The sequence below is a fragment of the Paraliomyxa miuraensis genome (assembly GCF_026337845.1).
Taxonomy (GTDB): domain Bacteria; phylum Myxococcota_A; class Polyangia; order Nannocystales; family Nannocystaceae; genus Paraliomyxa; species Paraliomyxa miuraensis.
On sequence record NZ_JAOVZF010000162.1, the window covers coordinates 120,618 to 133,996 of the forward strand.

Annotated in this window: 14 protein-coding genes; 8 read left to right on the forward strand and 6 right to left on the reverse strand. The window is 66.4% G+C overall.

Features of this window, described 5'->3' with window-relative positions; genetic code table 11:
* Positions 1 to 46: 46 nt before the first annotated feature.
* Positions 47 to 778, reverse strand: a complete 732-nt coding sequence (locus OEB96_RS38185) for a hypothetical protein (RefSeq protein ID WP_266221828.1) — start codon at positions 776 to 778, stop codon at positions 47 to 49.
* Positions 779 to 968: 190 nt separating this feature from the next.
* Between OEB96_RS38185 and OEB96_RS38190 the strand changes: the two genes are divergently transcribed.
* The 5 genes from OEB96_RS38190 to OEB96_RS38205 all read left to right on the forward strand — a co-directional run bounded on the left by OEB96_RS38190 (position 969) and on the right by OEB96_RS38205 (position 6,299).
* The gene (locus OEB96_RS38190) at positions 969 to 3,635 is read left to right on the forward strand and encodes a hypothetical protein (protein ID WP_266221829.1); all 2,667 of its coding nucleotides are present in this window, start codon (positions 969 to 971) and stop codon (positions 3,633 to 3,635) included.
* A 58-nt stretch (positions 3,636 to 3,693) separates the two neighbouring features.
* Positions 3,694 to 4,338, forward strand: coding sequence for a hypothetical protein (locus tag OEB96_RS38195; RefSeq protein WP_266221830.1), 645 nt, complete (start codon positions 3,694 to 3,696; stop codon positions 4,336 to 4,338).
* Between the two features lie 41 nt (positions 4,339 to 4,379).
* Positions 4,380 to 4,751, forward strand: coding sequence for a hypothetical protein (locus OEB96_RS38200; RefSeq protein WP_266221831.1), 372 nt, complete (start codon positions 4,380 to 4,382; stop codon positions 4,749 to 4,751).
* A 192-nt stretch (positions 4,752 to 4,943) separates the two neighbouring features.
* Positions 4,944 to 5,258, forward strand: coding sequence for an Rpn family recombination-promoting nuclease/putative transposase (locus OEB96_RS46750; protein WP_407674734.1), 315 nt, complete (start codon positions 4,944 to 4,946; stop codon positions 5,256 to 5,258).
* A 318-nt stretch (positions 5,259 to 5,576) separates the two neighbouring features.
* The gene (locus OEB96_RS38205) at positions 5,577 to 6,299 is read left to right on the forward strand and encodes a PAAR domain-containing protein (RefSeq protein WP_266222238.1); all 723 of its coding nucleotides are present in this window, start codon (positions 5,577 to 5,579) and stop codon (positions 6,297 to 6,299) included.
* A 768-nt stretch (positions 6,300 to 7,067) separates the two neighbouring features.
* Here OEB96_RS38205 and OEB96_RS38210 read toward each other — a convergent pair.
* Both OEB96_RS38210 and OEB96_RS38215 read right to left on the reverse strand, forming a co-directional pair.
* Positions 7,068 to 7,385, reverse strand: a complete 318-nt coding sequence (locus OEB96_RS38210) for a hypothetical protein (protein ID WP_266221832.1) — start codon at positions 7,383 to 7,385, stop codon at positions 7,068 to 7,070.
* 6 nt (positions 7,386 to 7,391) lie between these two features.
* Positions 7,392 to 7,751, reverse strand: coding sequence for a hypothetical protein (locus OEB96_RS38215; RefSeq protein WP_266221833.1), 360 nt, complete (start codon positions 7,749 to 7,751; stop codon positions 7,392 to 7,394).
* A gap of 536 nt (positions 7,752 to 8,287) precedes the next feature.
* Here OEB96_RS38215 and OEB96_RS46755 point away from each other — a divergent pair.
* Positions 8,288 to 8,473, forward strand: coding sequence for a L,D-transpeptidase (locus OEB96_RS46755; RefSeq protein WP_407674736.1), 186 nt, complete (start codon positions 8,288 to 8,290; stop codon positions 8,471 to 8,473).
* On the opposite strand, the gene OEB96_RS46760 is transcribed toward OEB96_RS46755, so the two are convergent.
* A complete protein-coding gene (locus OEB96_RS46760) occupies positions 8,461 to 9,051 on the reverse strand; it encodes a sigma 54-interacting transcriptional regulator (protein ID WP_407674735.1) in 591 nt (196 codons plus the stop codon). The two genes, OEB96_RS46755 and OEB96_RS46760, sit on opposite strands and share 13 nt — an antisense overlap.
* 124 nt (positions 9,052 to 9,175) lie before the next feature.
* Between OEB96_RS46760 and OEB96_RS38220 the strand changes: the two genes are divergently transcribed.
* The gene (locus OEB96_RS38220) at positions 9,176 to 9,820 is read left to right on the forward strand and encodes a phenylalanine--tRNA ligase beta subunit-related protein (RefSeq protein ID WP_266221834.1); all 645 of its coding nucleotides are present in this window, start codon (positions 9,176 to 9,178) and stop codon (positions 9,818 to 9,820) included.
* 11 nt (positions 9,821 to 9,831) lie between these two features.
* On the opposite strand, the gene OEB96_RS38225 is transcribed toward OEB96_RS38220, so the two are convergent.
* Both OEB96_RS38225 and OEB96_RS38230 read right to left on the reverse strand, forming a co-directional pair.
* Entirely contained in the window at positions 9,832 to 10,281 is a 450-nt protein-coding gene (locus OEB96_RS38225; RefSeq protein WP_266221835.1) for a hypothetical protein, read from the reverse strand.
* Between the two features lie 90 nt (positions 10,282 to 10,371).
* On the reverse strand, positions 10,372 to 11,592 hold the full coding sequence (locus OEB96_RS38230) for a DNA-directed RNA polymerase subunit alpha C-terminal domain-containing protein (protein WP_266221836.1): 1,221 nt from the start codon (positions 11,590 to 11,592) through the stop codon (positions 10,372 to 10,374).
* A gap of 329 nt (positions 11,593 to 11,921) precedes the next feature.
* On the opposite strand from OEB96_RS38230, the gene OEB96_RS38235 reads away from it, so the two are divergent.
* The gene (locus OEB96_RS38235) at positions 11,922 to 13,373 is read left to right on the forward strand and encodes an NAD-dependent succinate-semialdehyde dehydrogenase (RefSeq protein WP_266221837.1); all 1,452 of its coding nucleotides are present in this window, start codon (positions 11,922 to 11,924) and stop codon (positions 13,371 to 13,373) included.
* The last annotated feature ends 6 nt before the right edge of the window (positions 13,374 to 13,379 follow it).

The following is a 13,379-nucleotide window of genomic DNA, read 5'->3' on the forward strand; positions in this document are numbered from 1 at the left end:
GCAAGTCCGAGGGCGGCTCGGCCTCACGGTCGGCGGGGGCGGCCGATCAGAACCGCATCGTCATCGCCACGTGACCACCACCATGCGTGGGCAGGGCTGCCAGCGACAGTTCGCGCTTGAGCCGGCGGTGTCGGTTCATCCCCACCAGCGCCATGGTCAAGCCCGCGGCCTGGGTGATCCCGAGCGTCGTGGTCAGCAGGGCCCCGGTCGCGGTGCGGGTGTTGAACGCGGCGGCGAAGGGTCCCGCGACCGGCACCGTCATCCACGAGCCGTAGGACCGCATGCGACGGCTGCCGGCGGTGTCGATCGCGATCGTGCCGACCAGGGCGGTGAAGCCGTAGCTGGTGATCAGGGTGGACAAGCCTCCGATCATCAGGCCCCTGGCGCGCGACAGCTCGCTCATCTTGCGGGCGCGCGCTTGCTCGGCCGGGCTCGGCGGGGCCACCGGATGCGGGTGGACGTCGACCGAGATGTGGCTGGGGATGTTGATGGAGGGCGCGGGGGCGGGCTCCACCGGGACGATCCAGGTCGGGTTGGGCGCGGGCGCCGGGGCGGGGGCGGCCACCGGGGCCGGCGCGGCCGCGGGCACGGTCGTGTTGACCACCACCACCGACGGCGTGGGCGCGGTGACCTCGGTGGTCGTCGTGGCCGGGGCGGGCGCGGGGGCGGCCGGCTCGGCCGCGAGTGCGGTGCTCGCGCAAACGGTGACCACGCAGGCCGCGGCCACGGCGGTGAGGCGGGACGACAGCGGGGCGAGGATCGGGCTGAAACGGCGCATTGGAGCTTCCTGGGTCGAGGTCGAAGTCAAGCGAAGGGTTCGAGCAGGGCCTGCTCGTCCTCGTTTGTGCCCGCCGACCCTCGATCGATCACCCGGCCGCCGGCCGAATCGACACCGCCCCCAAAACCTGCCGCAGCGTGAGCCAGGACCCCGTTTGCGCCCATGCGACCGCCGGGGGGATAGTGCCCGCATGCTCGCCTGCACCCCGGTGCTCGCCCTCCCGGTGCTCGGAATGGCCGACAGGGTCCCCAACGAGGAGGCGCTGGCCCTGGCCCCCTCCGTGGGCTGGCTGATGTTCGCGTGCGCGGTCTTCACCGCGATCATCTTCGTCAGCTATCGCGAGGGGTGGCGTCGCCTTTGGCTGCGCATGGACGACCCCCGCTCCATGGGAGCGTTCCGCATCGTCTTCGCCCTGTGCGCCGTGTGCAACGTCAACGGCCTGTGGGAGCTGTTTCCGTACCTGTTCACCGACGAGGGTCTGTTCGTCACCGACGTGGCGCGGCAGGTCTACGCGGGCGAGCAGTTCGAGGGCTTCGGCAACGGCCTGGGCGACGACCCCTACGGCTTCTTCGGCTGGGATGGTTTTTGGCAGTGGGCCAAGGGCCCCAAGTACTCGCTCTTGTTCTTCGACAGCACGCCCACGTTCTTCTGGGTGCACCTTTGGGCGTTCGAGCTGGCGATGGCCATGCTCATCGTGGGGTGGAAGACCCGCTACACCAAGTGGATCGCGTGGTTTCTGTTCCACAGCATCACCCTGCGCAACACCGTCTACTGGGAGGGCACCGAGAACGTCTACCGCTGCTTCTTCTTCTACGTGTGCGTGTCGCGGTGCGGGCATGCGTACAGCGTGGACAACTGGCTGCGTTGCCGAAGGCTGCGCAAGCAGGGGCGGCTGTCGGAGCCCGGCGGGCCGGGCAATGGGGCCGGGGTGGCCCCCAGCGACGAGCATCCTTCCGGTCTCGAGGCGATCTACCGCTTGATCCCCGCGTGGCCGCGGCTGCTCGTGATCCTCCAGTGCGCGGCGCTCTACTGCTACACCGGCGTGGTCAAGAACGGGCGCGTGTGGTGGAACGGCGACGCGTTCTACTACGCGTTCAACCTCGATCACTTCTACCGCATCCCTCCGCAGTGGCTGTCTTCGGTGCTCGGCACCAACCTGTTCCGCGTCAACACCCACGTGGTGCACGCGTGGGAGAGCTTGTTCCCGGTGGCGGTCTTTGGGCTCATCGTGCGCTGGGTGCTGCACGAGGACCTGCCGCGCCTGTCACGGCGGGCCCGCGCCGTCGCCAACCTGGGCTGGGTGGGGCTGGGCCTGTCGGCCCTGGCGGTGGTCTGGGTCGCCTACCCGGTGCACTTCGTGCAGCCGCGGGGGAGCTGGTGGACGCTCGAGCGCGTGCAGTGGGTGTATGCCGCGGGCTGGATCCTGCTGCTCACCCTGTTCGGCGTGGGCTGGTGGAAGCTGCGCTATCGGCCGTGGCGGCCCACGATCCGCGGCCGCACCCACGTCCTCGATCTCGACTGGTTCTGCCGTTGGTTCTTGGGTCGCCGCGTATGGGTGACGCTCGGCGTCATCTTCCACCTGCACCTGATGCTGCTGATGAACATCGGGTGGTTCCAGCCCGGGGCGCTGTCCGGCTTCATCTGCTTCTTGAACGGGGCCGAGATCGCCATGCTGCTGCTGGTGATCCAGCGTCGCCTCGCGCGGCGCCTGCGTTGGCTTCCGCCGCAGTGGCAGGACGCCGCCGTGCCCGTGCCGGCCGAGGATCCCACGCTGCCCCATCACCATCGCGACGCCGCGCGGCTGCCCACCTCGGCCATCGTGATCGCGACCGCGGTGGCGGCCGTGGGCGTGCCGCTGCAGGCCTACGACGTGCTCGCCTACGGCTGGACCCTGGTGGGCATCGCGGCGTTCCTGGGTGGAGCCATGTGGCGCGAGGCCAGGGCCACGCACGGCGAGCAGCTTGCCGTGGTGCCGCGCTTTGGGCCCATTCGCCGCCACGAGACGGCACGGGAGGGAACGGACGAAGCCTCGGGTGACCCGAGCGACGACCGCTCGGGCGAGGGCGCCTTGCGCATGCCCTGGGCCTACGGGCCGCTCGGTCGCTACCTCGTCGGCTGCCTCACCCTCTACCACGTGGTCGGGGTGGCCTGCTGGCTGTTGCCCGACAAGGACTGCTTCGACTGGCGCACCGCCACCCACGAGCCCTTCCGCAAGTGGCTGGAGATGACCCACACCACCCAGGGCTGGAAGATGTTCGCTCCCAACCCGCCGCGCTCCAACATGTTCTTGCGGGTCGAGGTCAAGCGTGTCGATGGCGAGGTGATCGACATGAACACCGACGTCTATCACCCGTCGCAGCGGCCCAACCCGTGGATCTGGTACACGCGGCAGCGCAAGATCAACCGCCGCATCGCGGGCGGCGAGGGTGGTCATGGCAACTGGTATCAGAAGTGGCACGCGCGCTGGTTCTGCCGCCAGTGGACGCTCGAGCACGGCGGCGAGATCCTCGACTCGGTCGAGCTGTCGAAGATCACCTACAACATCCCCAGCCCCGAGCAGGTCGCCGAGAAGGGGCCCTACGACCCGTGGGATCTGCTCGAGAGGACCGGCAAGGACGAGGTGCTCCTGACGGTGGACTGCACCGAGGAGGTGGAGGCGCAGCCGCCCAACGTGGTGCGGGCGCGCTACGGCCTGCCACCGGCCAACAACGTGCGGCGCTGGAACTCGCTGCGCAACAAGAAGCGCCGCTGGGATGCCCGCTCCGAGCGCGAGGAGGCCGCCAAGCGGGCTGCCGAGGAGGCCGAGGCGGCCGAGCAGCAGGAGGAGCGGGCCGAGGAGGACGACCCGGAGGACTGAGGTCGTGCTCGAGCGGGACGCGCTTGTCGAGACGGACTTGCCTGGATGCTCGTCGTCGATGACCGACCTCACCAAGATCGAGGCCTGGGTTCACGCGCAAATACAGGCGTGCGCTCCCCGGCAGGACCAGGACCTCGGGGCGTTGGAGCAGCTCGTTCGTGCTTGCGTCGTGCTCAAGGGCCGCTCGGGCACGCTGTTTGGATGGTCGGCTCCGGCTGGGTTCACGCGGCACGAGGCGCTGTATCGAGAGGCGTGCACGGTCGTCGCGCAATGGTTGGCCGGGCTCGATGAGGGCGGCATCGCCGAGGTGGTCCGCTTCGTCGAGAAGCATGGGCTCGCGGTGCCCGTTCCGAGGGACACGGATGCGCCGGCGTCACCTCCGGAGGAGGCGCTCGACCCGACGGCCGTTGCAGAGGCGGAGCGACGGCTCGACTATTCGAGCCCCTTGTGGTCCGTGCAGGAGTGGGAACGTCTCACCCACCGCTGGGCCGAATTGACGGATCGCCAGCGCTCGGGGCTGAAGGCCGCGCCCCGCTTCTCGTTGGGCGAACCGGCGACGGCCGAGACCGTGGCGAAGATCGAACGAGCGCTCGGGGAGCGTCTGCCAGAGGAGCTGCTCAGAGCCTTCAAGCACGCCGACTGGGTCGGTTCGGGTGGGAGATCTCGGTCTTTCGCAGTCCTCCGCAGGAGTTCGCGCATCTGAGTCGCGGCGGCTACGCCGAAGGGCTCTGGCAGCTCGACTCCGTGCACCAGCTGACGGAGGAGGCTCGCGGTTGGGCACACGGCGACTCGGATACCCAGTGGCTGGAGGCGATTCCGTTCGCGGGCGCCGATGGCAACTATCTCGCGCTGCACGATGGACGGGTGGTCTTCCTCCACCACGAGGGCGACCGCGAGCTCGGACACGGACGGGTTCTCGCACCCGACCTTCGCACCTTCGTCGAGCGCTGGACCGCGCTCGGATGTCCAGACGCATCGTCGTGGGACTGCTTGTCGTACTTCGTCACCGACGACGGACTCACCGTGGACGACGAACCCGCGCGCCGATGGATCGCATGGTTGCAAGACGTCGCCGCTCGAGACGATGCCGGGCTTCCGGTAGACGATGAGTCATGATGCGGTTGCTCCGTAGGGAGATTCGTGAGGAACCATCGCCGAACCCTCGAATTCGTCATGTTCGGGCCACTATGGCCAACGGGTCGGACGAAGCCCGGCCAACGGGTGGGCCACTCTCGGATCATCGACGCGCCAAGTGATTGAGATCCCTCGACCCACCTGCCGGTATCCAAATCGCAGGGCAAGTCGGCCATGAACGGTCGCCAGCCTCCGCGGAACATCCAGGACGGCTTCGTTCGGCGTGTGTTTGCTCGCGACGACGCAGTGGCCGTGTTGCTGCGACACGTGCTGCCCAAGTCGAGCCTCAAGTTTCTCGATCTTAGGTCGATCGAGCGTGGGGCAACTGGGTTCACCAACCAGGAATTCCGCTCCCGTCATGCGGATCTGATGCTCACGGTTCGCCTACGCCGGGTCCGTCGTCTAACCGGCGTGCCATTGCCCGTTCGACCGTTTCTCTGGCCGGAGGCCGACCAGGCAGTGCCAAGACAAGACCCATGCACAACGTGACACCATTGGGCAACCATCGGATTTGGAAGCCTCGTTGTTTCTTGTTGCCGAGCAAGCCTCAGCGATGCAATATCTCTCAGTAAGTCGAAGACGAGAGGTGTCACGGACCGCGCCGGATTGCTGATTTGCAACGAGACACAGTCGCTTGACGTAATGCTTGGCCCTGATATCGAGCGACATATCGTCGCGCCATGCGCCATACGAAACAAGTAATTCTGGACTCGCTTGTCTTCCCTCTGGGAGATCGGAGGTCGCTGTTTCATGCCAGCAGCCGCACGCATCGATGATATACACGTTTGTCCGGGGCTCACAGGCATCATGCTTCACGTTGGAGGTCTGATCACTAGTGGCTCACCGACGGTCATATTTGGAACCAAGCCAGCAGCAAGAGTATCAGACAGAGCATCATGCATAGGCCCAATGGATGTGATCGCGCAGGGATCAAGCAGTGTGCTCTTCGATGGATTACCTGCCGCACGCGTTGGCGACCGTACGATTCATGGTGGCGTCATCGTTACTGGTCACCCAGCGATAGTAATAGGCGGCAGCACGAGTGGGGTAGGAACCGCGAGTCTTGGCGCAGGTATCCTCCTGGATGGTACAGCCCTGGAGCAGGATCTACTTGCCGCTCTCCTGGATCAAATTCGAAAGGGTGGACCCCTTGGTGCGAGCTTCATCAACGATCTCGAAACGAATGCGGTGCCCACGCACTTCATTATCGCCGATTCTGCGACCAGAAACGATGGTACCGTTGTCTCACTGGCCAATACCGGTGGCGGCCTCACACTTCGTCCTACGGAAAGCATTAGCGGGGACAATGAGGTGTACATGGATCCAACAAATCTGATAGACTACACGGCAACCGACGGAACGACGGTGACTGAAACCCCGAGTGGCCTATTACTGCACGAAGCCGGTCACGCAGCACTTCTCAATGCGGGAGATCCGGCGCAGACTGCTGGAGGCGGCCCAGCGGAAGCGAACGTGCGCTCGCTGACCAATCCCATCCGGTCTGAGATTGGAATGAAACCCGAGCAATGAAGAGACAAGGCGCAATCGCGAGGCCCCTCCTTCGCCGGGCAGTCCTGCTTTGCTTCGTTTTATCATTGGTCGCTTGTCGAAGAGCCGATGAGTCAGTGCATATGGAACAAAAGGAAGAACAAGGTCGAAGCACTCTCGATGTCTCTCTGAAATGTGTCTATTTGATTGGAAGGGGGGGGGCGCCGGGATTCGAGTGTTCATTCGAGAACAATAGCGATGCTACGGTCTGGATCCCTCAGGAAGCACATCCGTCGTACCGGATGGATCCGGAGACCAACGATATTACCGTGAGCTATGGGTATTTTGAGGATGTCTATGGCTCGCATCGTGGACATTATATAGTGCCTCCAATGAAGGCGGTGGCCCCAGGTTCGAAGCATCGCTGGATGATTGCAGGTGAAGCCTTGCTAGAGAAGATACTCGAGACGACCGGGAGGGTCATAGTTCGGGCGCGTGTGGCGTCACGAAGATTTGATATCACCTCAGTTCGTGGAAGCCAGCCAGTGGATGCATACCTCGAGCATTCGTTCGAGGTCATTTCAAGCGCAACGATTCGCCCTGTTCCCGGGTAGATGACCCAGAATGTCGGCTCCCCCGATCTTCCCCAACCGGTCAACGTTCCCAGACCCATTCTCTCTCGGCGCCCGAGTTTCCCAGGACCATTCCCCTATTTCTCACGAGCATTCCCTCTCGGCCCTGAGTTTCTCAGTACCATTCTCCCTCGGGCAACCCTCGCGTGACCACAGCGTGCGCCCCCACGTCCCGGCCTCAACCGGACGACAGAGGTCCCATGGTGTACCGGAGGTCACGATGATCGAGATCAAGGAAGTGCTCCGGTAGTGGCTTGCCGGGATCCCCAAGAAGCGGGTCACCGCCCAACTCGGTATCGATCCCAAGCCGGTGGGCCGCTACGTGGCGCAGGCCGAGGAGTGCGGGCTCCCTCTCGATGCTGGCGTCGAGGCACTGACCGACGAGCGCGTCCGTGCCCTGCGTGCGCCGACGCCGTCGGCATCGATGCACGCGACTTGGTCGGTCAGCTCGGCGCTGCTTCCAGACATCGACCCGCACGTCGTTGATGATGTGCATCAGCTTCTACACGTCGTCTGCGCTGAACCGACGGCAGAAGTCCCCCTCCGTCGTTGGGTCCGGAATCATTCGGGCCCCCACCGCATCGAGGAACACCCGGTCGTTGCGACGCAACTCGATGTCGTCGAGCGTTCGCCCGTTGCACATCACGTTGTACGCGATGTTGAGCACGTGATCGGACTCGTGGTACGGCCGGTAGCGCTTGAGCAACGGGAGCCCCTCGTCGATGCGCTTGGCCAGGCCGATGTCGGCGACCACCTCGAGGATGGCTCCCAGCCCGCCCGCGTCGATGGCCCGCGTGCGCTCCGAGAACTCGAAGCACACGCTCCGCGTCGAGAGCTCGGGCCCGTCCGAGAGCGGCTTCATGCCGCCCTTCGCTCGCGCGAGCCGCCGCTCGATCATTCGTTTCTCTTGCCGTAGCTTTACTTGGAACTCTCGGGATACCATCTCATCTTCACCTGAATGGGTTGGGTGGGGTCGCGTTTTCCTACGCAAAACCCCTCAACAACCGGCCCTTCAGGTGAAATCCCGCCTATTGTGCTTTTCGAGCGCTTCTTTCAGACCTAGGTGCGCACCAGATGCCCTGAACGGGCCGATGCCGAGCCTCGGATCATCTCGGTGGCATGAGAGTGCCATTTGGTTAAAGAGATCTAGTCATGCTTGGTGAAGGAACCTATGCTCGAGCAATGGTGGGAATTTCAAGTGCGAAGAGGATCTCTATTCAGTTCCTGGCCAATGGCGAGGGAACGCTGCGCTGCGGAGAGGCCGTCTATCCCTGCCTGGGGCGCCCGGGGCTGCAGTATCCAACGGACCTGACCGTGACGACCAGCGACAAGTACAGGCTCAAGTTGAGCGGCGAGTACGTGGTCGAGCAGAATGATGGGACTCGAACCCCCGCCAGGATGCCGTACGCCATCTTGATATGGGGGCAGCGTGGGGTCTACATTCACGCTTGGCCTGGTCGTCCAACCATCAGTGGCAATGGTGGGCCGACGGCAGGATGCATCCACGTGAGCGAGAGTGACGCTCCTGCGATCTACGGCTACGTCGACGCGAGGACTCGGATAACGATCAGCTATCCGTGGTGAAGTGCCCCAGGGTTCGCAACGCGCAGTTCGTCGCGGTGCTGGGTGAGAGCAACTACACCTACGCCAACGCATACGCGCGCGAGCATCATGCGTCGCTCGAGCCTGAGCCTCATGGTCGGGGACCGGATTCCACATTTGCTCGGGCGCGGCGGGCGCTGGCCAACGCGACCTGCCAGCACGTACGCTGGCCATTTCCTCGAGTGATCGGGTCCACTCGCCGTAGTTCCGGCCACGACCGCCACCCAACCACGCTCGGCGCCTTGGAGGAAGAGCAGCGCGTCTTGAGCAGGCACGGAGGTCACCATGAGGGATGGACCGGGCGAGCCGAACCCCACGTGGCGCGCGAGCCGGATGCTCTCCTCGGTCAGCCGGAAGTAGAGATCCTCCCGGAACTGCCCGCCGGCCACCATCTGCCGCAGGTCGCGGTTCGTCGCCTCGAAGCACCCGGGCGCGGCGTCGTGTTCCTGGGTATAGGCCCCTTGTCGTGCCCGAAGATTCCTGGCCGGCCTGGCAGGAAGAACCGGGCAAACACCTCCACGAGGCCGTGAACCACAAGACGCTCGTTCCAACGTCACCACGTGCAGCCCCTCCGTCGCCTGGTTTCGGCGCCTGTTCGCTCTCGAGTAGACAGACGATGACTTCTACGAGCACGTCATCTCCGCACGTTGGTAGGGGACCGGCTTCGTGCGATGCTCTTCGGGCATGGTCACCCTCGCGGTCGACGAACACCCGCTGCTCGCTCTCGAGGCCTTCGTGGCTCACTGGACGGATCCGGTGCCCGAGCTGCCCTCGCCAACGTGGCTCGAGACCCTGCGCTCCCCCACGGCCGAGACCCCCTTGGCACCCCCCGATGACACGGTGCAGAAGGAGGTGCGCAACATGCTGCGTCAGGCCGGCTACAAGCCCTCGGGGCGGGGCAAGCCCGCGTCGGAGTACTTGCGGGGCGCCGCGGCCGAGGGCGGCCTTGCGGTGATCAACCTCGCAGTCGACCTCGGCAACGTGGTCTCGCTCCACAGTGGCTTGCCGATCAGCGTGGTGGATCTCGATCGGCTCGTGCCCCCGCTTCGGGTGCGGGTGGCCGACGAGGATGCCGCCTACGTGTTCAACTCGACGGGGCAGGAGATCCGCCTGCGAGGCCTGCTGTGCCTGCACGACGCCAACGGCCCCTGCGCCAATGCGGTCAAGGATGCCATGCGTACCAAGACCAACGAGGCCACCCGGAGGGTCTTGTGCCTGCTCTGGGGCGCCAACCCACTGGCCGAGCGCGGCCGCGCGGCCAGTCACTGGCATCGCGAGCTGTGCGAGCGCAGCGGCGCGAGCATCGAGCCGGTCGACGGCGTCGGGTGACCGCGGCGGGCTCAGCCACCGCTGCTGCCGGTACCGGTACCGGTGCCCGTTCCGGTGCCGGTGCCGGTATCCGAGCCGGTGCCGGTGCCCGAGTCGGTGCCCTCGGTGTCGGTTCCCGCCGTGGTCTCGTCGGGGGGAAACGTGTCGGTCGAGTCGAACGATCCCGGTCCAGCATAGGCCGCCACCTCGGCTTCCTCGGCGCTGTCGAGCGAGGTCAGGCTGGTATCGGTGGTGCTGGTGCTGGTGGCCGATGGATCGTCGGTGGTGACGGTGCTGGTGTCGGCCACCGTGCTCGTGCCCTCGTCGTTGGGCTCCTTGCCGCACGCGGCGAGCGTGAGCCCGAGCAGCACGCTGGCAACTCCGCTCACGGGGGCCGTTGCGAGCCGAATGGTGGTGCCGCAAAACGGGCACGCACGAGACGAACGTTCGATGAAGCGCTCACAGCTCGGGCACGGGATCATGGCAGCGTGGACTCTACCACGCGGCATGCCTCGTGCGCGGCCGGGTGGGGTCGGGTAGGGGCCGGGCTGGGCCCGGGCGGTGAAACGTCGTCAGGCGTCGCGCATGCCCAGCGAGAGCCCGAGGTCGGCCAGGATCTCCTTGATCTCCAGGAGCGAGCGTCGGCCGAAGTGCTTGGTCTCGAGCAGATCGACTTCGGTCCGCTGGCACAGCTGCCCGATGGTCGCGATGCCGGCGTTGGCCAGCCCGTTGCTGGTGCGGACCGAGAGCTCGAGCTCGTCGACCCCGCGGTCGAGCGCCGGATTGCGAGCGCTGGCGCCCCCCTGCTCGGGCTCGGGGCGCAGACGCTCCCAGATCGCGGCCCGCCGTGCGCGTTCTTGCTCGGCCCAGCCCTCGAGTTCCCACACGTCGATGGCCGCGGGCGGGCGTCCGAGCGACAACGCAACGACGGGATCGGACAGCTCGTCGCGCGTGCCCCGAAGCGCGGCTTGGGCCACCTCCATCACGAGCGTGCCGTGTGTACGAGCCCGACACAGCCATCCCTGGCCAGTGGCGGCCTCGGGCGACCCGAGCGCATCGGCTTCGACCAACGACCGCGTGGCCTGGAGCGCGGCCTCGTGCATCAGCGGCACGTGCAGGGTCACGACCGTGCTCGCCAGGCGCCTGGCCGTCGACTCGTCGACCGCGATCGCCGGCTGGTCCCAGCTCCGCACCCGGCGGGTCACCACCGCGCGCTCGGCCATCAGCAGCACCGGGTAGCCCTCGCTGGCCTCCTCGATCGCCGCGAGCCCCTCGGGCCGCCGCTCGGTGATCATTCTCTTGGCCGACTTGATGGTCGTGACGTAGCCGTGCTCCTCGAGGATCCCAAACGCGTGCGGCTTGAACAGCTCGATCAGCATCGAGCGTGGTACGCGGCACTCGTCGGGCGCGAGCGTGGGGTCGACGACCAGGTGGGCCACGCCGCTGTAGTCGACGGCCTTCTCGAAGATCCGTTGCCCGAAGATCTGGTCGACGATCTCGAACGACGACGACCGACGCCCACCGTCGGTGTGGTTGCCCCGATGACCCTCGACCATCAGCTCGTCGATCGCTCCTTGCAGCTTGGCCTGCTCGTCGTCGATGATGATCTTCGGAGCCTGGAGCTCGAGCAGCCGCGCCAGGCGGTCGTTGCGGTTGATGACCCTTCGGTAGAGATCATTGAGGTCGGACGTTGCAAAGCCCGCCCCGTGCACGACCAGCGGGCGCAGGTCGGGCGGCAGCACTGGCAGCACCGTGAGCATCAGCGCGGTCGCGGGTCGCTCGGCTTCGATCATCGCCGAGGCGACCTCGGCCCTGGGCCCGGTCTCGATCGCGTCGATGGCCTCGAGGTCGAGCTGCTCGAGCGTTGGGCACGTTGGCAGTCAGCTCCTCGCGGCCCGTCGGGGTCTCCACCGTTGCGTGCTCGAACGTGCGGTGGTGCTCGGTCCGCAGCTTCGCGGCAAAGCCCGGATCGACGACGACGTAGCGGCGCTCGAGCCGACTGGGACCTACACGGGCTTCGAACGCCTCGGAGAGCGGCGCGGGGTCGTGCATCGCCCGCATTGTTCCCGAAGTTTCTCCGGTGCAGTCGTCGACCCCGCCGCGATGGTGCAGGATGGAGCCCATGCAGACCCTCAATCTCATCGCTGGAGAGTGGGTGGGGGCGCCCACGGGCGCCACGTTCCCCGTGACCGATCCCGCCACCGACGATGTCGTTGCAGAGGTTCCCCGTGGGGGCGCCGAGCATGCACGGGCGGCCATCGATGCCGCCGCCGCCGCCTTGCCGGGCTGGCGAGCCCTGACGGCCGCCGACCGTGCGCGGCCGCTCCGACGGCTCGCCGAGCTGATGGTCGAGCAGCGCGAGCGTCTGGCCCGGCTGATGACGCGCGAGCAGGGCAAGCCGCTCGCCGAGGCTCGCGGCGAGATCGACTACGCAGCCTCGTTCATCGAGCACGCGGCCGAGGAGGGCAAGCGCGTCCTTGGCGAGGTCATTCCGGCATCACGGCCCGGTCAGCGCATCGTGGTGCTGCGGCAGCCGGTCGGGGTGGTGGCCGCGATCACGCCGTGGAACTTCCCGGCCGCCATGATCACCCGCAAGCTCGGCCCGGCGCTCGCGGCCGGCTGCACGATCGTCGTCAAGCCGGCCGAGCAGACCCCGCTGTCGGCGCTCGCGCTCGGCGAGCTCTCGATCGATGCCGGAATCCCGCGCGGCGTGATCAACATCGTCACCGGTGATGCGGCCGCGATCGGCGAGGCGATCTTCGCCGACGCCAGGGTTCGCAAGGTCTCGTTCACGGGCTCGACCGAGGTCGGTCGCAAGCTCATGGTCGCGGCCGCTCCCAACGTGGTGCGACTGTCGCTCGAGCTGGGCGGTCACGCGCCGTTCCTGGTGTTCGACGATGCCGACGTGGACGCCGCGGTGACCGGCGCCATCAAGAGCAAGTTTCGCAACGCGGGCCAGACCTGCATCTGCCCCAATCGTTTCTTCGTGCAGGACGGCGTCTACGACGAGTTCGTGGGCAAGCTCGCCAAGCAGCTCCAGACCATGGTGCTGGGCTCGGGACTCGACGACGCCGTGTCGATCGGTCCCCTCATCGACGACGACGCGGTGGCCAAGGTCCGCGATCACATCGAGGACGCCCGCGCTCGCGGGGCCATCGTTCGCACGGGCGGGGAGATCGTGCGCCCGGGGCCCGGGCTGACGGCACGGTTCTGCCGCCCCACGCTGCTCGAAGGCGTCGACGCCTCGATGAAGCTCAGCGTCGAGGAGACCTTCGGACCGGTGGCGCCGGTGCGCCGCTTCTCGAGCGAAGCCCAGGCCATCGAGCTGGCCAACGCCTCGCCGTTCGGGCTCGCCTCGTACTTCTACACCCGCGACGCGTCGCGCCTTTGGCGGGTGGCCGAGCGGCTCGAGTACGGGATCGTGGGGGCCAACGATGGGGCTCCCTCCACCGCACAGGCACCGTTTGGCGGGGTCAAGACGTCCGGTTTCGGCCGCGAGGGCGGCCACCACGTGATGCACGAGTATCTCGACGTCAAGTATGTTTCGATTGGGATCACAGAGCCGAACGCATGAACGACG